This window comes from Craterilacuibacter sp. RT1T (assembly GCF_023502145.1).
Classification (GTDB): domain Bacteria; phylum Pseudomonadota; class Gammaproteobacteria; order Burkholderiales; family Chromobacteriaceae; genus Craterilacuibacter.
Genome location: NZ_JAMFLI010000015.1, coordinates 14,644 through 39,363 on the forward strand (window position 1 = coordinate 14,644; position 24,720 = coordinate 39,363).

General features: G+C 59.0%; 26 protein-coding genes. All 26 read left to right on the forward strand.

The window, feature by feature from the left end:
• The first annotated feature begins 4 nt into the window (after window positions 1-4).
• The 26 genes from M3P88_RS15015 to M3P88_RS15140 all read left to right on the forward strand — a co-directional run bounded on the left by M3P88_RS15015 (window position 5) and on the right by M3P88_RS15140 (window position 24,715).
• Entirely contained in the window at window positions 5-721 is a 717-nt protein-coding gene (locus tag M3P88_RS15015; protein WP_249616805.1) for a CheB methylesterase domain-containing protein, read from the forward strand.
• The gene (locus tag M3P88_RS15020) at window positions 721-2,040 is read left to right on the forward strand and encodes a sigma-54-dependent transcriptional regulator (protein WP_249616806.1); all 1,320 of its coding nucleotides are present in this window, start codon (window positions 721-723) and stop codon (window positions 2,038-2,040) included. Before M3P88_RS15015 ends, M3P88_RS15020 begins: the two co-directional genes overlap by 1 nt.
• Before the next feature lie 16 nt (window positions 2,041-2,056).
• Window positions 2,057-2,377 carry a flagellar hook-basal body complex protein FliE gene (gene fliE, locus M3P88_RS15025; protein ID WP_249616807.1) on the forward strand — a complete coding sequence of 107 codons (321 nt, stop codon included), beginning with the start codon at window positions 2,057-2,059 and terminating at the stop codon, window positions 2,375-2,377.
• 52 nt (window positions 2,378-2,429) lie between these two features.
• On the forward strand, window positions 2,430-4,163 hold the full coding sequence (gene fliF / locus M3P88_RS15030) for a flagellar basal-body MS-ring/collar protein FliF (RefSeq protein WP_249616808.1): 1,734 nt from the start codon (window positions 2,430-2,432) through the stop codon (window positions 4,161-4,163).
• Window positions 4,156-5,154 carry a flagellar motor switch protein FliG gene (gene fliG, locus M3P88_RS15035; RefSeq protein WP_160795743.1) on the forward strand — a complete coding sequence of 333 codons (999 nt, stop codon included), beginning with the start codon at window positions 4,156-4,158 and terminating at the stop codon, window positions 5,152-5,154. The genes fliF and fliG overlap by 8 nt, the downstream gene beginning before the upstream one ends.
• Window positions 5,144-5,998 (forward strand): FliH/SctL family protein, encoded by an 855-nt coding sequence (locus tag M3P88_RS15040; RefSeq protein WP_249616809.1) that lies wholly within the window; start codon window positions 5,144-5,146, stop codon window positions 5,996-5,998. Before fliG ends, M3P88_RS15040 begins: the two co-directional genes overlap by 11 nt.
• Window positions 5,991-7,385 carry a flagellar protein export ATPase FliI gene (gene fliI, locus M3P88_RS15045; RefSeq protein WP_249616810.1) on the forward strand — a complete coding sequence of 465 codons (1,395 nt, stop codon included), beginning with the start codon at window positions 5,991-5,993 and terminating at the stop codon, window positions 7,383-7,385. Before M3P88_RS15040 ends, fliI begins: the two co-directional genes overlap by 8 nt.
• A gap of 9 nt (window positions 7,386-7,394) precedes the next feature.
• Window positions 7,395-7,838 carry a flagellar export protein FliJ gene (fliJ, locus tag M3P88_RS15050; protein ID WP_249616811.1) on the forward strand — a complete coding sequence of 148 codons (444 nt, stop codon included), beginning with the start codon at window positions 7,395-7,397 and terminating at the stop codon, window positions 7,836-7,838.
• Window positions 7,839-8,052: 214 nt separating this feature from the next.
• Window positions 8,053-8,949 carry a flagellar hook-length control protein FliK gene (locus M3P88_RS15055; protein ID WP_249616812.1) on the forward strand — a complete coding sequence of 299 codons (897 nt, stop codon included), beginning with the start codon at window positions 8,053-8,055 and terminating at the stop codon, window positions 8,947-8,949.
• A gap of 103 nt (window positions 8,950-9,052) precedes the next feature.
• A complete protein-coding gene (locus M3P88_RS15060; protein WP_249616813.1) occupies window positions 9,053-9,556 on the forward strand; it encodes a flagellar basal body-associated FliL family protein in 504 nt (167 codons plus the stop codon).
• Window positions 9,557-9,562: 6 nt separating this feature from the next.
• The gene (gene fliM, locus M3P88_RS15065) at window positions 9,563-10,573 is read left to right on the forward strand and encodes a flagellar motor switch protein FliM (protein WP_249616814.1); all 1,011 of its coding nucleotides are present in this window, start codon (window positions 9,563-9,565) and stop codon (window positions 10,571-10,573) included.
• Window positions 10,566-10,997, forward strand: a complete 432-nt coding sequence (gene fliN, locus M3P88_RS15070) for a flagellar motor switch protein FliN (RefSeq protein WP_249616815.1) — start codon at window positions 10,566-10,568, stop codon at window positions 10,995-10,997. Before fliM ends, fliN begins: the two co-directional genes overlap by 8 nt.
• The gene (gene fliO, locus M3P88_RS15075; RefSeq protein WP_249616816.1) at window positions 10,994-11,416 is read left to right on the forward strand and encodes a flagellar biosynthetic protein FliO; all 423 of its coding nucleotides are present in this window, start codon (window positions 10,994-10,996) and stop codon (window positions 11,414-11,416) included. The genes fliN and fliO overlap by 4 nt, the downstream gene beginning before the upstream one ends.
• Entirely contained in the window at window positions 11,413-12,159 is a 747-nt protein-coding gene (gene fliP, locus M3P88_RS15080) for a flagellar type III secretion system pore protein FliP (protein WP_249616817.1), read from the forward strand. The genes fliO and fliP overlap by 4 nt, the downstream gene beginning before the upstream one ends.
• Window positions 12,160-12,174: 15 nt before the next feature.
• Window positions 12,175-12,444: a flagellar biosynthesis protein FliQ gene (gene fliQ, locus M3P88_RS15085; RefSeq protein WP_249616818.1), complete on the forward strand. Its 270-nt coding sequence runs from the start codon at window positions 12,175-12,177 to the stop codon at window positions 12,442-12,444.
• A 6-nt stretch (window positions 12,445-12,450) separates the two neighbouring features.
• Window positions 12,451-13,251: a flagellar biosynthetic protein FliR gene (gene fliR, locus M3P88_RS15090; protein WP_249616819.1), complete on the forward strand. Its 801-nt coding sequence runs from the start codon at window positions 12,451-12,453 to the stop codon at window positions 13,249-13,251.
• Between the two features lie 90 nt (window positions 13,252-13,341).
• Complete coding sequence (locus M3P88_RS15095; RefSeq protein ID WP_124736563.1) at window positions 13,342-14,067, forward strand: YebC/PmpR family DNA-binding transcriptional regulator; 726 nt, start codon at window positions 13,342-13,344, stop codon at window positions 14,065-14,067.
• Between the two features lie 69 nt (window positions 14,068-14,136).
• Window positions 14,137-14,514, forward strand: coding sequence for a VanZ family protein (locus tag M3P88_RS15100; protein WP_249616820.1), 378 nt, complete (start codon window positions 14,137-14,139; stop codon window positions 14,512-14,514).
• Window positions 14,515-14,546: 32 nt separating this feature from the next.
• Complete coding sequence (locus M3P88_RS15105; RefSeq protein WP_249616821.1) at window positions 14,547-15,842, forward strand: aminopeptidase P N-terminal domain-containing protein; 1,296 nt, start codon at window positions 14,547-14,549, stop codon at window positions 15,840-15,842.
• Window positions 15,839-16,978, forward strand: a complete 1,140-nt coding sequence (locus M3P88_RS15110) for an FAD-dependent oxidoreductase (protein WP_249616822.1) — start codon at window positions 15,839-15,841, stop codon at window positions 16,976-16,978. The genes M3P88_RS15105 and M3P88_RS15110 overlap by 4 nt, the downstream gene beginning before the upstream one ends.
• 1 nt (window position 16,979) lies before the next feature.
• Window positions 16,980-18,134 (forward strand): UbiH/UbiF family hydroxylase, encoded by a 1,155-nt coding sequence (locus M3P88_RS15115; protein ID WP_249616823.1) that lies wholly within the window; start codon window positions 16,980-16,982, stop codon window positions 18,132-18,134.
• A 26-nt stretch (window positions 18,135-18,160) separates the two neighbouring features.
• Window positions 18,161-18,922 (forward strand): DsbC family protein, encoded by a 762-nt coding sequence (locus M3P88_RS15120; RefSeq protein WP_249616824.1) that lies wholly within the window; start codon window positions 18,161-18,163, stop codon window positions 18,920-18,922.
• A gap of 6 nt (window positions 18,923-18,928) precedes the next feature.
• Window positions 18,929-19,636 carry an energy transducer TonB gene (locus M3P88_RS15125; RefSeq protein ID WP_249616825.1) on the forward strand — a complete coding sequence of 236 codons (708 nt, stop codon included), beginning with the start codon at window positions 18,929-18,931 and terminating at the stop codon, window positions 19,634-19,636.
• Between the two features lie 99 nt (window positions 19,637-19,735).
• A complete protein-coding gene (locus M3P88_RS15130; RefSeq protein ID WP_249616826.1) occupies window positions 19,736-19,993 on the forward strand; it encodes an acyl-CoA-binding protein in 258 nt (85 codons plus the stop codon).
• Between the two features lie 119 nt (window positions 19,994-20,112).
• On the forward strand, window positions 20,113-22,653 hold the full coding sequence (locus M3P88_RS15135; protein WP_249616827.1) for a cation-translocating P-type ATPase: 2,541 nt from the start codon (window positions 20,113-20,115) through the stop codon (window positions 22,651-22,653).
• Between the two features lie 373 nt (window positions 22,654-23,026).
• On the forward strand, window positions 23,027-24,715 hold the full coding sequence (locus M3P88_RS15140; protein ID WP_283773242.1) for a methyl-accepting chemotaxis protein: 1,689 nt from the start codon (window positions 23,027-23,029) through the stop codon (window positions 24,713-24,715).
• Window positions 24,716-24,720: the final 5 nt, after the last annotated feature.

Below are 24,720 nucleotides of genomic sequence, written 5' to 3' on the forward strand. Positions count from 1 at the left end.
ATGCATGATGCAAAACCCGCCGCAAGACAAAAATAAGCGTATTCGGCCGCTGCAGGCGCTGGAGGTGTCGCCCAGTCTGAGTGCCGATGCGATTTTGCCGCGCCAGAGCGGGCGTGCACAAGGTCGGGGCGGATTGCTGGCGATGGGGTCGTCTACCGGCGGCACCGAGGCTTTGCGCGTGGTCTTGGCCGGTTTGGCCAGGGATACGCCACCGGTGATCGTGTCGCAACATATGCCCGAGATGTTTACCCGTTCTTTTGCCGAGCGTCTGGACAGCCTGTGTGCCATTCATGTGAAAGAGGCGGTAGACGGCGAAGTGTTACAGTCCGGTACGGCGTATATCGCACCGGGGCATTCGCATCTGCTGCTGCGTTTGGCACCGAATGGCGCTTATACGATTAGTCTTAATCAGGGACCTCCGGTTAACCGGCATAGGCCGTCGGTCGATGTGATGTTCCGTGCCGCCGCCAATATTGCAGGTGCCAACTGTATTGCTGTGATCCTGACCGGCATGGGGCGGGATGGTGCCGAGGGGATGCTGGAGCTGAAACAGGCCGGTGCCTATAACCTGGCGCAAGATGAGAAAAGCTGTGTCGTATTCGGCATGCCGCGCGAAGCCATTTTGCGTGGCGCTGCCGACGAAGTGCTTGCCCTGACCGATATTCCCGCGCGCCTGACGGCCTTGTGCCGGCAGCGCTTCAATTTGCGATTGCCTTGCTGATGAAATTTTTACCTGTACTTGTAGTTGAAGACGATGCTGACCTCAGGGAGGCGATTGTCGACACGCTGGCGCTGGCCGGCTTTGCCGTACTCGAGGCGTCGGATGGTCATGCGGCTTTGGCGCTGATGCAAACCGAGCCGGTTGGTCTGGTGGTCTCCGATGCGCAAATGGCGCCGATGGATGGTTATACCCTGTTTGCCAAGCTGGCCGAGTCTTATCCTGCTGTACCTTTTATCCTGATGACGGCATATGGCGTGATTGAGCGCGCGATAGATTTATTGCGCGCCGGTGCCGCGCATTATCTGCTTAAGCCATTCGAGCCCAAGGCTTTGCTGGCCGAGGTGGAAAAGCACATTCTGCCGTTGCCGGCAGCCCAGATGGATGGCGTGGTGGCCGAGTCGCCTGTTATGCAACAGCTGCTGGCGCTGGCGCGCAAAGTGGCGCCCTCTGACGCGAGCGTACTGATTTCCGGCCCCAGCGGTGCGGGCAAGGAGGTGTTGGCGCGTTTTATTCATCGTAATTCACGACGTATGGCGGGGCCTTTTGTTGCGGTTAATTGCGCGGCAATTCCGGAAAACCTGCTGGAGTCGACATTATTCGGCCATGAAAAAGGCGCCTTTACCGGTGCGCACACGGCATTGGCTGGTAAATTCGAGCAGGCGCAAGGCGGAACCTTGTTGCTGGATGAAATCACCGAGATGCCGCTGGCCTTGCAGTCCAAGCTATTGCGCGTTTTGCAAGAGCGCGAGCTGGAGCGGGTGGGGGGAAACCGTACCATTAAGCTGGATATCCGGGTGCTCTCAACCAGCAACCGTGATGTTGCTGCCGAAGTCGCTGCCGGCCATTTTCGCGAAGATCTTTACTTTAGGTTGAATGTTTTTCCCTTGCGCATCCCTGCACTAAGCGAACGTAACGAAGACATTCTGCCCTTGGCACGAATGCTGCTAGTGAAATATGGGGATGCCTGCAGCCGGCAGTCTTTGACACTCTCGCGCGAAGCTGAACGTCATTTGACTGCCTATGGATGGGAAGGTAACATTCGCGAGCTGGAAAACGTGATGCAAAGGGCGGCAATTCTTGCCGCGACAGCGGAGATTTCCGCCGCCGACCTGATGCTGGACACGGTTTTCCCGCCTGCTATTACCTTGTCTTCCGTGGCTGGCGAAGACACTGACATGAAGGCGCTGGAGCGGCGCCATATACTGGAGACGCTGTCCCAGTTTGGCGGTGTCAGAAAGCTGGCGGCCCAGAAGCTGGGCATGAGTGAACGGACCTTGCGCTACAAGCTGCAACGCTATCGTGAAGAGTCCGGGCAGTAAATAAAGGTAAGCATCAATGTCGACACAGGGAATTAATCAGCTTTTAGGCGAGCTCAGAGCCATGTCGGCGCTGGCAGGAGGGCAGTCTGCCTCTGCCCCGCAGCAACCGGGAGCGGTCGAGTTCGGCGATGTGCTCAAGTCGACGCTGGAGCAGGTCAATAGTGCGCAAAAAGCATCGCAGGATCTGCAAAAAAGCTTCGAGTTGGGCGATGAGGGCGTCAATGTGCAGGACGTGATGGTGTCCATGCAAAAAGCCAGCCTGTCATTCCAGACCATGGTACAGGCCCGCAATAAACTGGTGTCGGCCTACCAGGAAATCATGAACACCCAAGTCTGACGCTTGCGGCCGGCATCCGCCGCGCGCGGCGGACATCTAACGAAACCACTGTATGGCTGAACTGGTCGATCACGCAGCGCCAGCCTGGAAAAACCGGGCAAATGAGGCGCTGGGGCGTTTCAAGGCTCTGCCCAATAATAAGAAGTTGTTGTTCTTTGCCGCTATTGCGGCTGTTTTGTCTATCGTTGTCGGCTTGCTGGTGTTTAACCGCGAGCCTGCGCAGCGCATCCTGTTCTCCGGCCTGTCCGATCGCGATGGCGGCCAGATCGCTGCTTCCTTGCAGCAGATGAATATCCCCTACCAGCTGGGCGAGGGCGGCGTGATCAGTGTGCCTTCCGACAAGGTCTACGATGTGCGCCTTAAGCTGGCGGCACAAGGCCTGCCCAAGACCGGTGGCACCGGCTTTGAGCTGATGGATAACCAGAAGTTCGGCATCAGCCAGTTTTCCGAGCAGGTCAACTATCAGCGCGCAATCGAAGGCGAGCTGACGCGCACCATAGAAAGCATCGCCTCGGTCGACTCGGCACGCGTGCATCTGGCGGTACCCAAGCAAAGCGTATTTGTGCGTGAGCAGCAACTGCCAACGGCTTCGGTCATGCTGACCTTGCACCCCGGGCGCTTGATGGATACGGCGCAAACGGCCGGTATCATGCATCTGGTGGCCAGCTCCGTGCCTAATTTGCCGTTGAAAAATATCTCCATTGTCGACCAGGAGGGCAATTTATTGTCCGGCTCGGCGGACCCCAATAATGCCTCGGGCCTGGATCAGCGCCAGTTATCGTTTGTCCGCCAGATTGAGCAGGATTATGCACGGCGTATCGAGGCCATACTCGAACCCATCTTTGGCAAGAATAATGCGCATGCGCAGGTGACGGCGCAGGTCGATTTCTCCGAAGTCGAGCAGACTTCGGAGACCTACCGTCCCAACTCATCGCCCAATCCATCCGCAACGCGCAGCCAGCAGATCAGTGAGTCGCTGGGCGGCGGTGTGCCCGTGCCTTCCGGCGTACCGGGCGCCCTGTCTAATCAGCCTCCTTCAGCGGCTTCGGCACCGTTAACGCTGCCGCCGGGTGCCGCGCCCGGTACGGTGACCCTGTCCGGTCAGCCCTTGACGGCAACGGGTGCGACACGGCGCGATATCACGACCAATTATGAAGTCGACAAGACCATACAGCACACCAAGTTGCCCAAGGGCTCGGTTAAGCGTTTGTCGGCGGCGGTAGTGGTTAACTTCAAGCTGGTGCCGGACAAGGATGGCGAGCTTAAACCGACGGCGCTCACGGCCAAAGAAGTCGAGCAGATCAATAATCTGGTGCGCGAAGCGATCGGTTACAACACCGAGCGTGGCGACTCGGTCAATGTGGTCAATGCAGCTTTTGCCGATGCGGTATTGCCCGCTTCGGTGCAGGACAAAGTGCTGGACTATGTCGGCAACAATAGTGGCGAGTTGATTAAATATGGCTTGCTGGCGCTGGCGCTGCTGTATCTGATGTTTGGTGTGGTGCGTCCTATTATGCGGGATGTATTGCGCCCTGCGCCGAGTGCGCTGCCTGAGGCCGAGGACGATGCCCGTGCAGTGGCAGGCCGCCGCGGCAGCCTGCTGGCTGTGGCGGGCGACGAGGAAGAGGGCGAAGAGGGTGTGGCTGGCAAGCCAAGCGTGCTGACCGAACGCGAGAAGCAGCGTCTGGACTATGAGGCCAATTTGCAGGCCGCACGCGAGCTGGTCAGGGCCGATCCACGCATGGCGGCGCAGATAATCAAGGAATGGATAAGCGACGATGAGTGATGCCGGAATCCGTCGCAGCGCGGTGCTGCTGTTTAGCCTGGGGCAGGCCGAGGCGATCGAGGTATTCAAATATCTCGGGCCGAAAGAAGTGCAGAAACTGAGCCTGACCATGGCGGCTGTCAATAACGTCAACCACGACGAAATCGAAACCGTGGTTGGCCAGTTTCGTGAAGAATGTGCTTCGCGTGCCAGTATCGGTGCGACCGACGAGTATCTGCGCAATGTGCTGATCGAGTCGCTCGGTGCTGACAAGGCCGCCAACTTGCTGGACAAAATTACCCAAGGCAATGACCACAGCGGTATTGAAAGCCTGAAGTGGATGGATCCGAGTTCGGCCGCCGATCTGATCCGCAATGAACACCCGCAGATTATTGCCACCATTTTGGTTCATCTGGAGCCGGACCAGTCCAGCGGTATTCTGGCCAGCTTCCCCGAGCGCATGCGCAATGAAGTACTGATCCGTACCGCGACGCTGGAAGGCGTGCAGCCACAGGCGCTGCGCGAGCTGAACGAAGTGCTGACTCAACTCTTGTCCGGTTCGGATAGGGTCAAGAAAAGTGCGGCTGGTGGCATTGGCATGACGGCCGATATCCTCAACTTCCTCGGCTCGAATGTGGAAGCCTCGGCCTTGAGCTACATCCGTGAATACGACCCCGAACTGGCGCAGCGCATTCAGGACAAGATGTTTGTGTTCGAGAATTTGCTGGATATCGATGATCGCGCGATTCAGACCATCTTGCGCGAGGTACAGTCCGATTCTCTGGTGATTGCCCTGAAGGGGACAACGCCGGAAATGCGCGAGAAAATCTTCAAGAATATGTCGCAGCGCGCAGCCGAAATGCTGCGCGACGACCTCGAATCCAAAGGGCCGGTCAAGCTGTCCGAGGTTGAGGGGGAGCAAAAAGAGATTCTCAAGATAGTGCGCAAGCTGGCCGACGAAGGCCAGATTGTGCTGGCAAGCAAAGGGGGGGATGAAGGCCTTGTCGAGTAATCCCATTATCTCGGCGGAAAGCCTGGGGGTCTGGACCAGCTGGCAGCCCGGTGTACTGGGCGCCTCGGCGCCACAGGCTAAACCACCTGAGCCCGCGCCTGTAGCTGAGTCTGGCGGTGTCGCGGCGCAAGCCGTGGCGGATGACGCGCAGGCAACGCGCGATTTACTGGACTCGGTGATTGCGTCAGCCAGTGAGCCGCCGCTGCTCACGCTGTCAGATCCGGCCTCCTCAGCCATCGAAGCGGCAAAGCCTGAATCTGTCCCGGCTGCGATCAGTTACCCCACGGCGGCCGAACTGGAGGCTATCCATCAGGAAGCCTGGCAGGCCGGCCATGATGCCGGTTTTGCCGAAGGCTTGGCGGATGGGCATGCCGAAGGCCTGAGTCTGGGGCAGGCCGAAGCTAAGGCGCAATTCGAGCTGGCGTGGGCACCGTTGGCACAGCTGACGGACAGCCTGGCTGGGCAGCTTCCGCATCTGGAAGCATCCTTGTCGCAAACACTGGTGGCATTGGCCGTCGAATGTGGCGAGCGTTTGGCGCAGGCGCATTTTGTGCATGCACCGCAGGCATTGGAAGTGCTGGTGCGCGAGGCGCTGGCCTCTGCCGTTGGCGAGTTGTCACAAATCCGGGTACGGGTGCATCCTGAGGATGCACCCGTGCTCGAGCATTTTTTGAGCAAAGAATATCCGAAGAGCCATATCAAGTGGCTACAGGATGCGGCCATCAGTCGTGGCGGCTGCATGATTGACACACAGTTGGCTCACTTTGATTTGACCCTGGAAACCCGTCAGCGCGCCTTGCGCGCGGCTTTGGGTCTGGCGCTTGCCGGGCAGCCGGATGAGTGACTGGCTTGAGCGGCAACTGACGCAGTTGCAGGCCTGTCGCCAGGCCCTGGCCACTGCGCCGACATGGCATGCACAAGGTCATTTGACCCGTGTCACCGGTCTGGTGATGGAGGCGGTCGGGCTTAAGCTGCCGGTGGGGAGTGCCTGCCTGATTCATGTGGGTGGCGGGCATACGGTAGAAGCCGAGGTGGTGGGGTTCTCCGGTGAGCACCTTTATCTGATGCCGGTTGCCAATATTCATGGCTTGTTGCCCGGTGCCCTGGTCGAGCCGCTGCGCACGGCCTTTCCCCCTGTTTACGGACAAAAAGCCATGCTGGCGCACTCTGGTGCCAGTCAGGGACGGCAAGTGCCGGTTGGTATGGGGCTGATGGGGCGGGTGCTGGATGCGCTGGGCCGGCCTCTGGATGGCAAGGGCGCGATTGCTCCGGATGCTTGGGCGCCCTTATATAGCCAACCATTGAATCCGCTGGCGCGCACACCGGTGCGCGAAGTGATGGATGTGGGGGTGCGTGCGATCAACGGCCTGTTGACGGTGGGGCGTGGCCAGCGTCTGGGTTTGTTTGCCGGCTCCGGTGTCGGCAAGTCGGTGCTGTTGGGCATGATGGCGCGCTTTACCCGTGCCGATGTGGTGGTGGTTGGCCTGATCGGCGAGCGGGGACGCGAGGTCAAGGATTTCATCGAGAATATTCTGGGCGAGGAAGGTCTGGCGCGGGCCATTGTGGTGGCCGCGCCGGCGGATATGCCGCCTTTGATGCGCTTGCATGGAGCGGCTTACGCGACGGCGCTGGCCGAGCATTTTCGTGCCGAGGGCAAGGATGTTTTGCTGTTGATGGACTCGGTGACGCGCTATGCCATGGCGCAGCGCGAGATTGCACTGGCGATTGGCGAGCCGCCGGTGACGCGCGGTTATCCGCCTTCGGTGTTTGCCAAGCTGCCGCAATTGATTGAGCGTGCCGGCAATGGAGAAGAGGGCGGCGGTTCCATCACGGCTTTTTATACAGTGCTGTCCGAGGGCGATGACCAGCAGGATCCGATTGCCGATTCGGCGCGCGCCATTCTGGATGGCCACTTTGTTCTTTCGCGTGAGCTGGCGGAGTCGGGTCATTATCCGGCTATCGATATCGAACAGTCGATTTCGCGGGTGATGGTGGATGTGGTGAGTCGCGAGCATATGGAGCAGGCGCGCGGCTTCAAACAATTGTTTTCACGCTATCAGCGCAGCCGCGACCTGATCAGTGTCGGTGCCTATGCGCCCGGCGCCGACCCCATGCTGGACGAAGCGATACGCCGCCATCTGCCGCAAGTCGGTTTCCTGACCCAGCCGCAGCACGAATCCCACGATTTTTCCTCCTCGCTTGCGCAGTTGACGCAGACGCTGGCTAGCTGAGCTTAGCGTATGAGCCAGTTCGAGCTTCTGGTGCGTCTGACTACGCAGTCTCTGGATACGGCCGCCGGACTGATGCGGGAGGCGCAGCAGCGTCAGGAAGGGCAAAAATCGCGTCTGGCGCAGCTGGATGAATTTATCGGCGACTATCGTGTGCGCTTGCTGGAGCAGGGCGGGCGCGGGATGGGGGTCGAGCAGTGGCTGGACTTTCGTACCTTTCTTGGCAAGCTGGACGATGCGCGTGCGACTCAGCAGCTTGAAGTGGATCGTGCGACTCAGCGTTATTTGCTAGCCCGGGAAGCCTGGCTTGCCGAGCGCAAAAAGCTTAAGGCGTATCAGGTGCTGCTGGAGCGCCAGCAGGCCCGGCAGGCATTGAAAGCGCAGCGTGCCGAGCAGAAGCTGGTTGACGAGTTTGCCATGCGCAAGCACAGGGAAAAAGACGGCTCGGGTGTGTAAGAATCTGTTTACGATCTGCTGCGCATCGGCGATACGGTGTTAAAAACAGCTTCGAAATGCTCATGTACCACCTGTACATTCCGCTTTCTCAGCCGTTTTCGCCTTGTCTCGCCCTCGCTCGCGAGAGCGTGAACACGCTCTAAGTTGCTGTCACTTTGGCTGGCATATATATTGCTTTTTATTGTGCGTGCTTATTTGATCTGAGGTTGTACTGATGGCTATACCCTCTTTGTCGCCACAAGCGCCGGCGCGTAACGCGGCATTCGCTTTGCCGCAGGCGGGCGAGCTGGCTGCGTCTGGTGATTTGTTTGCCTCTTTGCTCGGGCTGCAGATGGGAGGCAAATCGGTACTGGCCGGCGTCGAGCCTAAGCTTGCCGGGATAAAGCCTGATCTTGATATGAAATCCGGCAAGGAAGCCAGTACGGCTGAGCAGCCGCAGCTGTTTTTATATGGCGCTCAGCCTGCCGTTTTGCCTATGCATATCTTGCCATCGGCACCGTCAGAGGCGTCTGTGCAGGGTCAGGCGGGCGATATGCTGGACTTGACGCAGGAGATGCTGGCAGCAAGTCATGTGGCAGGCGGCAAAAAGTTGCCGCATGAGACGCGGCAATTGCTGCAGTTCTTGCCGGATGGCAGCCAGATGGCACAGAGTATCCGTCCTGCGGACACCGCCCCGGCTGGGCAAATCGTGCAATTAACGGTCAATACGCCGTTAAGCCCCGACAAGGCATGGGGTGAGGCATTGGCCGGACAGGTGAGCGGTTTGATCCAGATGAAGGCCGAGGGCGCGACCATCAAGCTCAATCCGGCACATCTGGGCCCGATCGAGGTCGCGCTAAAGCTGAATCAGGATCAGGCCCAGATTAGCTTTGTGACCGCTACGCCACAGGCGCGGGACGCACTGGAACAAAACTTGTCGCGCCTGACCTCGATGCTGGCTGAAAGCGGTGTGCAGCTGACCGATGCGCAAGTTTCGTATGGCGGGCGTCAGCAACAGCAGGAGCAGCAGCAAGCCCGGCGCGGATCGGGTTTTGCTATCGATGACGCCGCTGCGATCACTTCGGTCGTGGCAGAAGATGCGGATAATGCCGGGCTAAGCATTCGCGCCTGATAAATTCTTTGGCAATGAACTAGTCATTTCGTCGATATTTCTGGGACAATAAGAGAACATCAAAATACTCTCTTATCGATAGAAGAGCGGAAGACAATAATTCATGGCGGAAGAAAAGAAAAAAGCAGCAGGCGGTGGCGGCAGCAAGATGATGCTGATCGTGATTGTTTTGCTGGTGATCCTGATTGCTGCAGTCGGTGCGCTGGGAGCCTACCTTTATCTGAGTAAGGGTAACGGACTTGCTGAAAGTGGTGCGCATGCCAGCGAACAGGTGAAGAAAAAACCGGAAGGCCCGCCTATTTTTGAAAAAATGGATACTTTTGTCGTCAATTTGGCTGGCGGGTCTGGTGCACTGCTACAGGTCGAGCTGCAGGCTCAGCTACGGGATGTTGAGTCCAAGAAGACGCTGGTCGAATATATGCCCAAAATCCGTAGCGGGCTGATTTTACTGCTCTCGTCTAAAACGGCGGAGGAGTTGGCCAGTGCCGATGGCAAGGTCAGGCTGAAGGCGCAGGTCAAGAAAATCATCAACGAATCCATTGACCTGCCTGGGCAGGAGCCGGTGGAGAGCGTGCTGTTTACTTCCTTTATCATCCAGAATCAGTAAGCCCAGATGGCTGACGATATTCTATCCCAGGAAGAAGTGGATGCCCTGCTGCGCGGGGTGACCGGGGATACCGAGGATGAGGGTGATCATGGCGAAGCCAGTGGCGTCCGCCAGTATGATATCGGGCGCCAGGAGCGCATCGTGCGTGGGCGTATGCCTACGCTGGAAATTATCAACGAGCGTTTTGCGCGTAATTTGCGCATCGGTTTGTTCAATTTCATCCGCCGCAATGCCGAGATTTCGGTAGGGCCGGTCAGGGTGCAGAAGTACAGCGAATTTATTCGCAATCTGGTCGTGCCTACCAACCTTAATCTGGTTCATGTCAAGCCGCTGCGCGGTACCGGGCTGCTGATTTTTGACCCGGATCTGGTGTTTCTGGTCGTCGATAACCTATTCGGCAGCGATGGCCGTTTCCATGTGCGGGTCGAAGGGCGCGATTTTACCCCGACCGAACAACGCATTATCCAGCGCATGCTGAATGTGGTGTTTACCGAGTACCAGAAAGCATGGGAGCCGGTATATCCGCTGCAGTTCAGCTATCTGCGCAGTGAAATGAATACCCAGTTTGCCAATATCGCTACGCCGACCGAGGTGGTGGTGGCGATGTCCTTTCATATCGAACTGGGGGCTGGCGGCGGAGACTTTCACGTCTGCCTGCCTTACTCCATGGTCGAGCCCATTCGGGATCTGCTGTCCAGCACCATGCAAGCCGACCGTACCGAGGTGGATAACCGCTGGGTTAGCCTGATGTCGCGCCAGGTACAAACGGCCGAAGTCGAGCTGGTGGCGGAGCTGGCGCATACCGAGGTGACGCTGGGGCAGGTGCTGAATCTGAAAGAAGGCGATGTCATTACGCTTGAAATACCGGAGCGAGTGGTCGCCGACGTGTCGGGTATCCCGGTGTTGGAATGCAAGTACGGTACGGTTGAGGGCAAGTATGCCCTGAGTGTGGAAAAGATACTGGCCGGGGCGCATGACCTTGGCGATACGGATTCGGGAGAGCTTAAACATGGCTGAAGAACAGGGCACGCAAGGCGCGGCCGATGATGTAATGGATGACTGGGCCGCCGCGCTGGCCGAACAGGCCGAGCAAGCTGCCGCCGCGCCGCCGCCTGTACAGCCTGCTTCCGGCCTGTTTCAGGAGCTGGGCGGCGCAACGCCGGCCAGTACCACCATTTCCCAGAATCTGGACATGATTCTGGATATTCCGGTGCAACTGACGGTAGAGCTGGGCCGCACCAAAATTGCGATCCGCAATTTGCTGCAGTTGGCGCAAGGCTCAATCGTCGAGCTGGATGGTCTGGCCGGCGAACCGATGGATGTGCTGGTCAATGGCTGCCTGATTGCACAGGGCGAGGTGGTGGTGGTCAATGACAAGTTCGGCATCCGTCTGACCGATATCATTACGCCGGTCGAGCGTATCCGGCGTCTGCAAAAATGAGCATCAAGTACTTTTTGTTATGGGCCGCGTTGCTGGCCGGCCCTGCCTGCGCTGCCAGTGCGCCTGCGGCGGTTGCCGCGCCTTCGGCCTTTATGAGTCTGGTGCAGGTGGTGTTTGCGCTCTTGCTGGTACTGGGGGCGATCGTCGGCTGTGCCTGGCTGGTGCGCCGCATCGGTGGCGGTGCACTAGGTGGCAGCCGCGACTTGCGCGTGGTCGGTGGCGTGATGGTCGGTCAGAAAGAGCGGGTGGTGATTGTCGAATCCGGCGACGAATGGCTGGTGCTGGGCGTGACTGCGCACAATGTCAGTCTGCTGTCGCGCCGCGACAAACCCGAAGGCGCCGAGCTGCCGCCGCAGCCGCCCTTGCCCGAGAATTTTGCCCGCCTGTTCAAAAGCGTACTCGCCAAATCCAAGTCATGAAGAAAAGCCCTTCTTTGCTGCTGGGCGCGCTGCTTGCGCTGGCGCCTGTTCTGGCCGATGCGGCCGGTCTGCCGATGATGAACAGCAGTCCCGCGCCCGGTGGTGGCCAGAACTATTCCCTGTCTTTGCAGATGCTGCTGTTTATGACCGGGCTGTCGTTTATCCCGGCCATGGCGCTGATGATGACGTCGTTTACCCGCATCATTATCGTGCTGTCCCTGCTCAGGCAGGCACTGGGCACCATGCAGTCGCCGCCTAACCAGGTGTTGGTGGGGCTGTCGCTGTTTCTGACGCTGTTTATTATGGGGCCGACGCTGGATCAGGTGTATCAGAAGGCATGGGTGCCGTTTTCCGACGACAAGATCAGCATGATGCAGGCCGCCGACGAGGCCGCGCGGCCAATGAAGGCCTTTATGCTGTCGCAGACGCGCGAAAAGGATCTGGCCTTCTTTATCGAGGTCTCGCGTTCGCCGGCTCCGGCGAGTCCGGCCGATATTTCGCTTAAGACGCTGGTGCCGGCCTATGTGATCAGCGAACTGAAGACGGCTTTCCAGATCGGTTTTATGATCTTTATTCCGTTTTTGATTATCGATTTGGTGGTCGCCAGTATTCTGATGGCGATGGGCATGATGATGGTGTCGCCGGTGATCATTTCCTTGCCGTTCAAAATTATGTTGTTCGTACTGGTCGATGGCTGGACGCTGGTATTGGGTTCGCTGGTACAGAGCTTTGCCCAGCGTTAAGCGCAAGGAGAAAGTATGAGTCCGGAACTGGTCATTAATCTGGTGCAGCAGGCGCTGTTTACCCTGATTGTTGTTGCTGCCCCCGTATTGGGCGTGTCTTTGCTGGTGGGCTTGCTGGTGAGCATTCTGCAAGCGGCCACCCAGATCAATGAAATGACCCTGACTTTCATTCCCAAGCTGATGGCGCTGTTTCTGGTGCTGCTCTTGGCTGGGCCATGGATGCTGAACACCATGATGGACTTCACCATTCGCCTGTATCAGAGCATTCCCGGCGCGATCGGTTAAGGCAAGATGGCGGCCAGTCTCGTTATCTCCGATGTGCAGATCAATGCGCTGGTCAGTTTCTTTGTCTGGCCGTTTGCCCGCATTCTGGGCTTGATGCTGTCCGAGCCCATCTTTTCTTCGCGTAGTATTCCGCGCCGCTTCAAAGGCGGTTTTGCCCTGATTCTGACGGTACTGGTTGCGCCTTTATTGCCCCCCATGCCTGCCGTACCCCTGGTTTCGGCGGAGGGTGTGGCTATTTTGCTTAACCAGCTCTTGATCGGCATTATGCTGGGCTTTGTGATGCGCCTTGTGATGACGGCGATGGAAATGGCCGGCATGATTGCCAGTGCGCAGATGGGTCTGGGCTTTGCCATGTTTTTCGATCCGCAGCATTCGGCCTCGGTGCCGGCCTTGTCGCGGGTGCTGTCCATGTTTGTCACTTTGCTCTATCTGGCGCTCAACGGGCCGCAGATCGTGTTGTCGGTGCTGATAGACAGCTTTAATACGCTGCCGGTGGGGCAGGCGCTGCCAACGGACAGCCTGCAGGCGCTGGCGGTGTGGGGTGGCCATATCTTTAGCTGGGGCTTGTGGCTGTCGTTGCCGGTGGTGGCGGCACTCTTGGTGACCAACCTTGCCATCGGCGTGATGACGCGAGCAGCGCCGCAGTTCAATATTTTTGCCTTCGGCTTCCCGCTCACGCTGATGATAGGTTTTATCGCGCTGTATCTGGCCGTGCCCTTGATGGTGCCCGCGATTGAAACCATCTATCAGCAGTCTTTCGGCCTGATGCGCAGCCTGTTGCAGGCGGTGCCGGTGGCTGCGCCCTAGGCGGCTTTTTGCTAGAATCCGGCATCTACAGGATTTTTTGTTACCACAATCCGGAGGCTTGCGTCCGGATTTACGCATACCGAGGCAACTATGGCAGGTCACAGCAAATGGGCAAACATCCAGCACCGCAAGGGTAGGCAGGATGCCCGGCGCGGCAAGATCTTTACCCGCCTGATTAAGGAAATCACCGTTGCCGCCAAAATGGGCGGCGGCGATCTGGCAACCAACCCGCGCTTGCGCCTGGCGGTGGACAAGGCCAAGGCCGAATCCATGCCCAAGGACAATATCGAAAACGCGATCAAGCGTGGCACCGGTTCGCTCGATGGCGTGAACTATGAAGAATGCCGCTACGAAGGTTACGGTATCGGCGGTGCGGCGGTGATGGTGGATTGCCTGACCGACAACAAGACCCGCACCGTGGCCGATGTGCGCCATGCCTTTTCCAAGTACGGCGGCAATATGGGGACGGATGGCTGTGTGGCTTTCCAGTTTACCCACTGCGGTTATATGTTGTTTGCACCGGGTACCGATGAAGACGCGCTGATGGAAGCGGCGCTGGAAGCCGGTGCTGACGATGTGGTCAGCAATGAGGACGGTTCGATCGAGGTGATTACCGCGCCTTACGAGTTCTCCGACATTCAGGCGGCACTGCTGGACAAGGGTTTCAAGTCGGAAATGGGCGAAGTGACCATGCGTCCGCAAAATGAAACCGTTCTTGCCGGTGACGACGCCATCCGTATGCAGAAGCTGTTGGATGCGCTGGAAGATCTGGATGATGTGCAGGAGGTCTATACCTCGGCCGAGCTGGAAGACTAAGCCGGTTTCTCTTTATCCAAGACAAGGCTTGCCTGCGGGCAAGCCTTGTCTTTATCCGTAAGGGCCGCCATGCCACCGCTTCGCATGACGCAGCTGTTTATGTTGCTGACCCTGCTGTGGTGGGGTTTCAGCCTGTATATGCTGCTTAAGCCCGCCAGTACCGAGCCTTCACTTATTCCGTATTTCGACAAGATCGGCCATTTTTGCCTGTTTGCCGTACAGGCGCTCGTGCTGCGCCTGGCTTTGCCGCAACAGGCATGGCCGCGCATCTTGCTGATGCTGGCCTTGTGGGCGGTGCTATCGGAAACCTTGCAGGGCGTATTGACCACAGACCGCTCGCCGGAGCTGGCCGATGCCGGCGCCGATATTCTGGGCGCGGCCACGGCGCTATGGGCGCTGCGCATGCTGCGGTGTACACTTTCGTCATCTTTGCGGCGCGAAAAATAGCGCCGGCCTGAATCTATTTGCAGGGGGCTTTCATGTATTCGAACCATGTACGCCGGCGTGCGGCCTTGATGGCGCGACTGGAAGGGGGCGTGGCCGTGTTGCCGACCGCACCCGAAGTGTTGCGCAATGCCGATAATCCCTATCCTTACCGCCCTGACAGCCATTTTCTGTACCTGACCGGCTTTACCGAGCCGGAGGCGGTACTGGTGCTCGATGCCCGTGCCGGGCGCACCATTTTGTTCTGTCGCGACAAGGACGAAGCCAATGAAATCTGGAATGGCCACCGTTACGGACCGGATGGTGCGCGCGAAGCCTTCGGTTTTGATGAGGCCTATCCGATTAGCGAGCTGGATCAACGTCTGCCCGATATTTTGTCCGGACAAAGCGGCTTGTACTGGCCACTAGGACGACAGGCCGGCTTTGATGCGCGCATCGCAGCGGCGCTGGAAGCAGTACGCACGCGCTATCGCAATGCGGACATGCCACCGGCACGCTTTGGCGATGTCTTGGCCTTGCTGGACGAAATGCGCCTGATCAAGGATGACTTCGAAATCGCCGCCTTGCGTCACGCCGGGCGCATTTCGGCGGATGCGCATATCGCGGCCATGCGCGCAACAAGGCCCGGTTTATACGAGTATCAAGTCGAAGCCGAACTGCTCGCCGTTTTTTGCCGCAATGGCGCACGCCAGTGTGCCTATGAAAGCATTGTTGCCGCTGGCGCCAATGCCTGTACCCTGCATTACGTCGGCAATCACAGCCGGCTGGATGATGGTGCGCTGCTGCTGGTTGATGCCGGTTGCGAGTTTTCCGCTTACGCCGGCGATATCACGCGTACCTTTCCGGTCAATGGCCGCTTCAGTGGCGCGCAGCGCGATGTCTACGAAATCGTGCTGGCGGCCCAGCTGGCGGCCATTGCCACCATCAAGCCGGGCGTACGGCTGAATGTGCCGGGCGATGCGGCACTGGCGGTATTGGCGCAAGGACTGATCGATCTGGGGCTGCTCTCGGGGAGCGTGGACGGGGTGATAGAATCCGGTGCCTACCGGCGCTTTTACATGCACGGCATCGGCCACTTTATCGGGCTGGATGTGCATGATGTGGGGGCGCGCAAGCTGGACGGGCAATGGCGCACGCTGGAAGCAGGCATGTGCACCACGGTCGAGCCGGGGCTGTATATCCGCGCAGCGGATGATATTCCGCCTGCGCTGCACAATATCGGCATCCGCATCGAAGACGATGTGCTGGTGACCCGCAAGGGGCACGAGGTCTACACCGATAGCGTGCCCAAGCAGATGAGCGAAATCGAAGCGCTGATGGAGAGGCTATGACGCACGCCGATGTGATCGTGGTTGGTGCCGGGCCGGTCGGCGCTCTGGCCGCTTTGCGTCTGGCGCGGGATGGACGGCGCGTGCTGATGATAGAAGCGCGTGCGGCAGCGCAAACGGTGCGCGACGCGCGGGCGCTGGCGTTGTCCTGGGCCAGTCGCGCGTTATTGGCCGAGGTCGGTGCTTTTCCCGACACGGTGCCGGTATCGGTGATCGATACCGTGCATGTCTCGCAGCAGGGGCGCATGGGGCGCACTCGTATCAGCCGCGATGATCTGGCTTTGCCGCATCTGGGCGTGGTGGTTGACTATCCGGCGCTGACTTGTGCACTGGCCGCGGTGCTGGAAGACGCCGGCGTTACGGTGCGCTGGCAGTCGCGGGTGTGCAAAATCAATACGCTGGCGCGCTATGCCACGGTGACGCTGGACAATGGCGAGCTTTTGAGCGCACGCCTGCTGGTGCTGGCCGATGGCGGCAGCTTGGCCGAAACCCTGCCCGGCATCCGCCGCCATGTGCACGACTATGCGCAAAGTGCGCTCTTGGCGCAGATTGAATTTGAAGAGGCGCCGGCCGGTGTGGCTTTCGAGCGCTTTGCCGATGCGGGGCCGCTGGCCTTATTGCCGCATGCCGGCGGCTATATGCTGGTGTGGACGCGCACGCGTGCCGATGCCTTGCGTCTGCAAAGTGCCGCGCCTGAAGTGCTGGCGGCCGAGTTGCAGCAGGCCTTTGGCGAACGCTTGGGCCGGATTGTCGGCGTGGGTGAGCGTGCGCTGTTTGCGCTGGCGCTGCGCCAGTTGAACCGGGTGACGGCAAATCGCGTGGTGATGATAGGCAATGCGGCGCAAACCATGCATCCGGTTGCCGCCCAAGGGCTGAATCTGGGGCTGCGCGATGCGGCGCAACTGGCTGACAGCCTGGCCGGCATCGCCGATCCGGGCGATGCGGCGGGGCTGGCGGTTTATGCCCGCGCGCGCAAGCGCGACAGCCACGCCGTGGTCGGTTTTACCCACGGCTTGATCCGGCTGTTTGATGGTGCGTCCACCTTGACCGGCGCATTGCGCGGCGCCGGCATGATGACGCTGGATGCCATCCCGCCTTTGCGCCGGCGCTTTGCCGGCCATCTGGTTTTCGGAGTATGAAATGAGCGGACAACGCGAAGATGCCATCATTGTCGGTGGTGGTTTGGTGGGCGCCGCTACGGCCTTGGCGCTGGCGCGCGCCGGGCGGCGCGTGGTGCTGATAGAAGGACGCTTGCCGGACTTTTCGGTGCTGGAGCAGGGTTGGGATGCCCGCATTTATGCGGTCAGCCCGGCTAATCGCGCCTTTCTCGAGCGCCTGAATGCCTGGCCGGATGGCCAGCGGATAGGCACGATCAGCGCCATGGAGGTGTGCGGTGATGCCGGTGGCCGTATCGCTTTTCAGGCGTCCGATGCCGGTGCCGAGGCTTTGGCCTGGATCGCCGAAAACCGCTGGCTGCTGGCTGCCTTGTGGCGCGAGCTTGAAGTGGCAGGGGTTGAGGTGGTGTCGGGCGTGCGCCCTGTCGCCTTGCATAGCGGTGCATCTGAGGCCCGCTTGCAACTGGACGATGGCAGTACACGCCGCGCCGCGCTGATTGTCGGGGCCGATGGTGCCAACTCCTGGGTGCGCGAAGCGTGTGTCATCAAGGCTGCGATCAAGCCCTATGGCCAAAGCGGGGTGGTGGCTAATTTTGCCTGCGAAAAGCCGCATCAGGGCGTGGCGCGGCAGTGGTTTGACGGCACCAGCATTCTTGCGTGGCTGCCGATGGCGGGCGCGCGTATTTCCATGGTGTGGTCAAGCCCGGACCCGGATGCGCTACTGGCGCTATCGCCAGATGCGCTTGCCGAGTTGGTCGCCGCCGCGGGTGGCCATGCCTTGGGCAAGCTTGAGTTACTGGCACCGGCAGCGGCTTTTCCGCTGCGCCTGATCCAGCCCGAAGCCGTCATCGCGCCACGGGTTGCGCTGGTGGGCGATGCGGCGCATACCGTACACCCATTGGCCGGGCAGGGCGTCAATCTGGGCTTTCAGGATGCGGCGGTGCTGGCCGAATTATTGGCTGGCGGCGGCGATGCCGGCGAATGGCTGACGCTGCGCCGTTATGAAAGATCGCGGCGCGAGGCAGTGCGTACCATGCAGCACACTTGCGACGGCCTGTTTACCCTGTTTCACCAGCTGGATGTACCGCTCTTGGGCTGGCTGCGTAATACCGGGCTATCGCTGACCCATAAACTGCCGCTGGTCAAACGGGAACTCGCCCGTCGCGCCATCGGTTTTTGATACTGTTTTAGATAAGGTTGAACTGAATGAAACGTGTATTTCGCTTGTTGCCTGTTGTGGCTTTGCTGACCCCTTTGCTGGCTTGTTCGGCGACCAATGCTTCGGATAATCCCGATGCGGTGAAAAAGGCCTTTAAGGCGCGCTTTCCTGACCGTGAGGTGGTTAGCGTGGCCGAGAGCCCTGTCAAGAATCTGTTCGAGGTGGTGATCAAGGGGCAGAATCGCGGGCGTGATGTCTATAGCGTGGTGTATAGCGATGCCAAGGCCGACTACTTGCTGGTCGGTGATCTGATTGATGCCAAGGCACGCAATAGCCTGACCGAGGCGCGCATGGAGAAGCTGAACAAGGTCAGCATCGATGTGAGCACGTTGCCGCTGAACAAGGCGATCAAGGATGTGCGCGGTAATGGCAGCCGCCAGCTGGTGGTGTTCTCCGATCCGGACTGCCCGTTTTGCAAGCAGCTGGAACGTGAAAGCATCGCCAAGCTGGATAATGTAACGGTTTACACCTTCTTGCTGCCGCTGGCGCAATTGCATCCGGATGCCGAGCGCAAGTCGCGCGCCATCTGGTGTAGCGAAAATCCGGCCAAGACCTGGGCCGGGTTTATGCGCGAAGGCAAGGCTTTGCCGGATAAGGTCCAGTGCGATGCACCGATTGCCGAAGTGGCGGCGCTGGCCGAGAAGTTCGGTATTTCCGGCACGCCGGCACTGATTTTCGCCAATGGCGATCTGGTGCCTGGCGCGATTCCTGCCGAAGAAATCGAAAAGCGCCTGTCGGCCAAGAAGTAAGCCGCCATGTCTTGGAAAGCGGCCGGATTGCCGTTAGCACTGGGTTTGTCGGTGCTGCTGCATCTGGCCGTTTTGCTTTTGGCGTATACGCCGACTTCCCCTGTCACGGGCAGGCCCTTACAGGTGGGTTTGTTTGCCCCCGTTGCCAGCCCTGGCAAGCCCTTGTCGGTGCCTATCCCTGCTTTACCTGCATCAGACGCCAAGCCCGCGCCTTCCCCCATGCCTTCCTCCATACCCGTGGCGAGTGCCGTATCCGCCATCGCCAAGCCTGTGGTCCGTCCCATCCCGGCCGAGATGGCCAGCGCGCCTTTGTCCGAGCTTGCCGCCTTGCCGCTTGATGTAGATTGGGCCGCGCCGGCGGCCAGCGCATTTGGCCTTTTGCCGCAAGCCGGGGATGAAAACCAGATGCTGGGCTGGAATGTCTATGTGCCGGCTCGTCTGCTGGATGGCCCTTCCTTGCCTTTGCAGGAAATTATCCTGCCCGAAGCGGATGAAGAGGGCGCAGGCTCGGGGGCGATGGCCGAGGCCGAAATCAGGGTTTACGTCAACGAGCAAGGCGGGGTGGATGGGGTGGATATTGTGCGTTCCGAGCCGCCGGGGGTGCTGGACGATCTTGCGCGCACGGCATTTTCCCAGGCGCGTTTTGAGCCGGGGATGCAGCAAGGGCGTGCCGTGCGCCACTACAAACGTATTGTCATTAATAAGGTGCTGTAAGGCTGAAGATTCGGGTAAGATGGCAGCAAGCCTGTCATAGAGCGGCTTCGTTGCTAACCACTGCGTCGTGTATGCGCGCAAACATTACGAGGAACTATCATGTCCGATTTGCAGACCCTGTTCGCCCAAGCCCAGCAAGACGTTACCTCCCTGGCCGAGCGCCCGGATAACGCCGCTATGCTGCAGCTGTACTCCTTGTTCAAACAGGCAACCAGCGGTGACGCGACCGGCGAGCGCCCGGGCATGATGGATTTTGTTGCCCGCGCCAAATTCGATGCCTGGGAAAAATTCAAGGGCCTGAGCGCCGAAGAAGCCATGCAGAAATATATCGATCTGGTCGCCGAACTGAAGGCCTGATCCTCGCGCCTGAGCGCGACTGCCCGCCACACCCTATCAGGGTCTGGCGGGTTTTTCTTGCCTGATGCCCAGGCAGGCAGTGCTATTGTGGTGTTCTCGAGTTTTGGATGGTGTATGCCATGCCTGCCCCCCTGCCTGATCGCGGATTAAGTTCGGCCCGGGCGACTGCCTTGCTGCAGCGCTATGGCTACAACGAGTTGGCGACCGATCAGCGCCGCGCCTTATGGCATATCGTGCGGGAAGTTGCCTGTGAGCCCATGTTTTTGCTGCTGTTGGCGGCAGGCGGACTCTATTTTCTGACTGGCGACCGGCATGAGGCGCTGATTCTGCTGGGCTTTGTCTGCGTGATTATTGCCGTAACCGTAGTGCAGGAGCGGCGGACCGAGCACGCGCTGGCTGCGCTGCGCGATTTATCCAGCCCGCGGGCACTGGCGCTGCGTGATGGAGTGCCGCAACGCATTCCCGGGCGCGAGGTCGTGCCGGGTGACGTGCTGATGTTAAGCGAGGGCGATCGCGTGCCGGCGGATGCGCGCATTCTGGAGTCGCACGAGTTGGCGCTGGACGAGGCCTTGCTAAGCGGCGAGTCGCTGACGGTATTCAAGCATGCGGCGGGCGAGGGTAGTGAAGCGCAGGTGTTTGCCGGCACTTTATTAAGCTCGGGGCAGGCGCTGGTCGAGGTGTACGCCACCGGACAGACGACCGAGCTTGGCCGCATCGGCAAGTCCTTGCAGGGCATAGACAGCGCAGCGCGCTCGCCCTTGCAGGGGGAAATTGCCGCTTTGACCCGGCATCTGGCACTGATAGGCATGGGGCTGTGTCTGGTCTTGACGCTGCTGTTTATCGGCTTGCGCGGCGGATATCTGGAGGGTTTACTGGCCGGGATTACGCTGGCCATGGGGATTTTGCCGCAGGAGTTTCCGGTCATCATGATCGTGTTCCTGGCCTTGGGTGCGCGGCGACTGGCCGCGGCACGCGTGCTGACGCGGTGCCTGTCCGCGATTGAGGCGCTGGGCTGTGCGACGGTATTGTGTGTAGACAAAACCGGTACGCTCACGCAAAACCGCATGGCTGTGGCGGCCCTGGTCGTCGGCGATGCATGGCTGGATGTGCCGGATGCCGCCGCCTTGGCCGACCTGCCGGAATGCTTTCACCCTTTACTGGAGTATGCGGTTCTGGCCAGTGAAACCGAGCCGCATGACCCGATGGAGCGGGCGTTTCACGCTCTGGCCAATAGCTGCCTGGCCGGCACCGAGCATCTGCACCCCGATTGGCGTCTGGCGCACGAGTATGAACTCTCCCCCGAATTAATGGCGATGTCGCATCTGTGGCAAAGCCGTGAGCGCAGCGCCGATACCGTCGCCAGTAAAGGCGCGCCCGAGGCGATTGCCGATCTGTGCCATTTGCCGCCGGCCCTGCTGGATAAGGTGCTGGCGCAGGCGGCGCAGCTGGCTGATCGTGGCTTGCGGGTTTTGGGGGTGGCATGTGCCCGGTACGATGGCCAAGCGTGGCCGGCCGGGCAACATGATTTCGATTTTGAATTTGTCGGCCTGATCGGCCTAGCGGATCCTTTGCGCACCGAAGTGCCTGCCGCCGTCGCGCAGTGCTATCAGGCCGGTATCCGGGTGTTGATGATGACCGGGGATCACCCGCGCACCGCGCGCGCGATTGCCTTGCAGGCCGGCTTGCCTGCTAGGCGGATACTGACCGGCAGCGAGTTGCAGGCTTTGCCGGCGGCGCGCTTGCCTGCCGAACTGGCCGAAGTGGATGTCTTTGCCCGGGTGACACCGCAGCAGAAGCTGCTGCTGGTGCAGGCTTTGCAGGCGCAGGGTGAACGGGTCGCCATGACCGGGGACGGGGTGAATGATGCGCCTGCGCTGAAAGCCGCACATATCGGCATTGCCATGGGCAAGCGCGGCACCGATGTGGCACGCGAGGCGGCCGCGCTGGTGTTGCTGGATGACGACTTTGCCGCCATTGTCGGCGCCATTCGCCTTGGGCGGCGCATCTTCAGCAATTTACGCCAGGCGATGATTTATACCCTGGCCGTGCATATCCCCATTATCGGCTTGTCCATTGTGCCGGTGTTGCTGGGCATGCCGCTGGTGCTGGCGCCCCTGCATATTGCTTTTCTGGAGCTGGTCATCGACCCCGCCTGTTCCGTAGTGTTTGAAGCCGATAAAGGCAGCCCGGATTTGATGGAACAAGCGCCGCGCCGTCAGGGCGATCCGCTATTGTCGGTGCGCCAACTGATGTTAAGCCTGAGTCTTGGGGGGCTGGCCACGCTGATGGTCGTCGCTTTATATGGAGTGTTGCTTGTGCAAGCCGTGACGGAGGAGGAAGCGCGCACCCTGACGTTTGTGGCTTTGTTGCTGCTCAATTCGGTACTGATTTTCAGTAGCCGTTCATCCCGGCCGCAATGGACGCAAGCTTTTGCCGGGCTTAGCCCGGTGACGTACTGGGTCTTGTCGGCAAGTTTAACTGCGTTATTGGCCATCTGTCTGATTCCTGCGCTGGCCAGCCCCTTCGGCTTTGTCGCGCCCTCGCTCGCCGGCTGGCTGGGTGTATGCGTAGTCGGACTGCTGGGGTTTTGCGGCTTCGAGTCGGTCAAGCTCTTATTGCAGCGGCGCTGGGGCGTGGATAGGGAACCGGTTAAAAGGTAGGGATCGTAAGCTAGGTGTAAAAGGCGAAATCATGACACGAGATCGTATTTCGCAGGACGAACAGGGTACCTGGTTGACGCCAGTTTTTAGCTGTCGTGACGCGTTGTTGCAGGACAAATAGCCTGTTCGTTTTTGCCGGGCACGCATGGTGGATGTGCTGGAGGTGCAGATGAATACATCGCCGTGAAAATGGAATGCCATATTCATTTCTTTTGTATAGAATGGCCGGGTAAATAGTTAGGTTTAGTAAAATATAAAAGGAGAAAAAATGACATTTTTTGGGCGGGTTTATACCTTGATAGAACGTACATTCTGGTTCTCTCTCGGCCGAAAATTATGTAGTTTTTTCTTCATCAGCCTGCTGCAGCTCGGCTTGGTTGCATACGTTTACTTTGCATTGGAAGATATCCGGCAATTGCTTTCTGCTACCGGCCTTCCTGCCACGACCATGCTGGAAATCAATGCCGTTCTGCAGCGGACCTTGTGGTGGTCGCTGGGGATCTGGGGCTTATGCTTTGTTTTTATCGGCTTTATGGTCTGGTATCTGCATTACCTGATTGTCCGGCCGCTCAAAACGATCATCCACATGCTTCGTGATATCGGTGCCGGCGAGGGCAATCTTTCCGGGGAAATCCCCGCATCAACCTACGATGAAATCCGTGATCTGTCCGAAGCGCATAACCAGTTTTTGCGAAAAATGCGTGAAATCATCGGCAAGGTTCAGCAAAAGACAATACATATTGCGGTGGATTCAGTGCGTTCCCGTATCAATATGGCGGACTCTTTGGTGGTGGCCAAGCGTCAGGATGCGCTGACGTCCGAAGTGAGAGCGGTCAGTGAAAAGACATCGGAAGGCATTCTCCAGGTGTCTGGCGAGACGCAACATATTTCGGCTAACACAAGCGATAACCTGCAAGTTGCCCGCGAGTCTTATTCCGAGTTATGTGCTGTTGCGGCAACGATAGGGGCGATCAGCAGCAAGGTTGAGCGTTTTAACCAGACCGTGACGGATCTGAGTCAGCGTTCGGCCAGCATCAAGGATATTGTCGGTCTGATCAAGGAGGTTTCCGATCAGACCAATTTGCTGGCGCTCAATGCGGCAATCGAGGCGGCCCGTGCCGGAGAGAGCGGGCGCGGCTTTGCGGTGGTGGCGGATGAGGTGCGCAAGCTGGCAGAAAAGGTCAAGCTTGCGACCGATGAAATCTCCGGCAATATCGACGGCATGCTACAGCGGGTCGGTGAGACCGAGGCTGAAACCGGACTGATTTGCCGGGATACCGGCTCGGCCTTGGTCGTGGTGGGTAGGGCATCCGAGCATTTCGGCAAGATGGTTGTCGATTTTGAGCGTGCTGCCAGCGGTTTATCCGGCATTGCTGCGACAATGGAGTGCTTTGCCGTCAGCAATCAGCAAGTGAATCAGAATGTGCTGGTGGTCAATGAATTGAGCCAGCAGGTCAGTGCCCAGCTTAAACAGTCGAGCGAAGTATCCCGGCAGTTGTCAGGGGAGGCGGAGGAGATTCAGGAGTTGGTGTCGCGTTTTGTCTTGGGCGAAGGGGCGCTGGATCATATCAGCCAGCAGACTAAAGGCTTGCGCAATCGACTGCAGGACATGCTGGAGCGTTGGCGCAGCCAAGGCTTGAATGTCAGTGACAGCCATTATGTGCCGGTGGCGGGTTCTTTTCCCCCTAAATACCATACTTCATATGATGCTGCAGTCGAGGCGGATATACAGCCTTTGCTTGATCAGATCGTACGCAGCAATCAGGGCGTAATCTATAGCGTACTGGTGGATGGTAATGGTTATGCGCCAACGCATAATTCGTTTTACTCCAAAGCGCCAAGCGGCGATGCGGCCAAGGATATGCTGTATAGCCGCGATAAGCGTTTATTTGATGACCCGGTAGGCATTCGCGCGGCTCGCAATACGCAATCGATGTTGCTGCAGACCTATGCGCGCGATACGGGTGAGATTTTGTCCGAGATTGCCGTGCCTGTGCAATTGAATGGACGGCATTGGGGGGCGTTGCGCCTGGGTTTTGATCCACAGCAGTTATTGAAGTAAAGAAC

Coding starts and splice junctions, on each gene's coding strand:
- fliO (WP_249616816.1), top strand. CDS start 10,994: ATGAGCATCAAGTACTTTTTGTTATGGGCCGCGTTGCTGGCCGGCCCT.
- fliF (WP_249616808.1), top strand. CDS start 2,430: ATGGCTGAACTGGTCGATCACGCAGCGCCAGCCTGGAAAAACCGGGCA.
- fliG (WP_160795743.1), top strand. CDS start 4,156: ATGAGTGATGCCGGAATCCGTCGCAGCGCGGTGCTGCTGTTTAGCCTG.
- M3P88_RS15120 (WP_249616824.1), top strand. CDS start 18,161: ATGAAACGTGTATTTCGCTTGTTGCCTGTTGTGGCTTTGCTGACCCCT.
- M3P88_RS15135 (WP_249616827.1), top strand. CDS start 20,113: ATGCCTGCCCCCCTGCCTGATCGCGGATTAAGTTCGGCCCGGGCGACT.
- M3P88_RS15130 (WP_249616826.1), top strand. CDS start 19,736: ATGTCCGATTTGCAGACCCTGTTCGCCCAAGCCCAGCAAGACGTTACC.
- fliE (WP_249616807.1), top strand. CDS start 2,057: ATGTCGACACAGGGAATTAATCAGCTTTTAGGCGAGCTCAGAGCCATG.
- M3P88_RS15060 (WP_249616813.1), top strand. CDS start 9,053: ATGGCGGAAGAAAAGAAAAAAGCAGCAGGCGGTGGCGGCAGCAAGATG.
- M3P88_RS15115 (WP_249616823.1), top strand. CDS start 16,980: ATGAGCGGACAACGCGAAGATGCCATCATTGTCGGTGGTGGTTTGGTG.
- fliI (WP_249616810.1), top strand. CDS start 5,991: ATGAGTGACTGGCTTGAGCGGCAACTGACGCAGTTGCAGGCCTGTCGC.
- fliQ (WP_249616818.1), top strand. CDS start 12,175: ATGAGTCCGGAACTGGTCATTAATCTGGTGCAGCAGGCGCTGTTTACC.
- fliR (WP_249616819.1), top strand. CDS start 12,451: ATGGCGGCCAGTCTCGTTATCTCCGATGTGCAGATCAATGCGCTGGTC.
- M3P88_RS15020 (WP_249616806.1), top strand. CDS start 721: ATGAAATTTTTACCTGTACTTGTAGTTGAAGACGATGCTGACCTCAGG.
- fliP (WP_249616817.1), top strand. CDS start 11,413: ATGAAGAAAAGCCCTTCTTTGCTGCTGGGCGCGCTGCTTGCGCTGGCG.
- fliM (WP_249616814.1), top strand. CDS start 9,563: ATGGCTGACGATATTCTATCCCAGGAAGAAGTGGATGCCCTGCTGCGC.
- M3P88_RS15110 (WP_249616822.1), top strand. CDS start 15,839: ATGACGCACGCCGATGTGATCGTGGTTGGTGCCGGGCCGGTCGGCGCT.
- M3P88_RS15055 (WP_249616812.1), top strand. CDS start 8,053: ATGGCTATACCCTCTTTGTCGCCACAAGCGCCGGCGCGTAACGCGGCA.
- M3P88_RS15100 (WP_249616820.1), top strand. CDS start 14,137: ATGCCACCGCTTCGCATGACGCAGCTGTTTATGTTGCTGACCCTGCTG.
- fliJ (WP_249616811.1), top strand. CDS start 7,395: ATGAGCCAGTTCGAGCTTCTGGTGCGTCTGACTACGCAGTCTCTGGAT.
- M3P88_RS15015 (WP_249616805.1), top strand. CDS start 5: ATGATGCAAAACCCGCCGCAAGACAAAAATAAGCGTATTCGGCCGCTG.
- M3P88_RS15125 (WP_249616825.1), top strand. CDS start 18,929: ATGTCTTGGAAAGCGGCCGGATTGCCGTTAGCACTGGGTTTGTCGGTG.
- M3P88_RS15105 (WP_249616821.1), top strand. CDS start 14,547: ATGTATTCGAACCATGTACGCCGGCGTGCGGCCTTGATGGCGCGACTG.
- fliN (WP_249616815.1), top strand. CDS start 10,566: ATGGCTGAAGAACAGGGCACGCAAGGCGCGGCCGATGATGTAATGGAT.
- M3P88_RS15095 (WP_124736563.1), top strand. CDS start 13,342: ATGGCAGGTCACAGCAAATGGGCAAACATCCAGCACCGCAAGGGTAGG.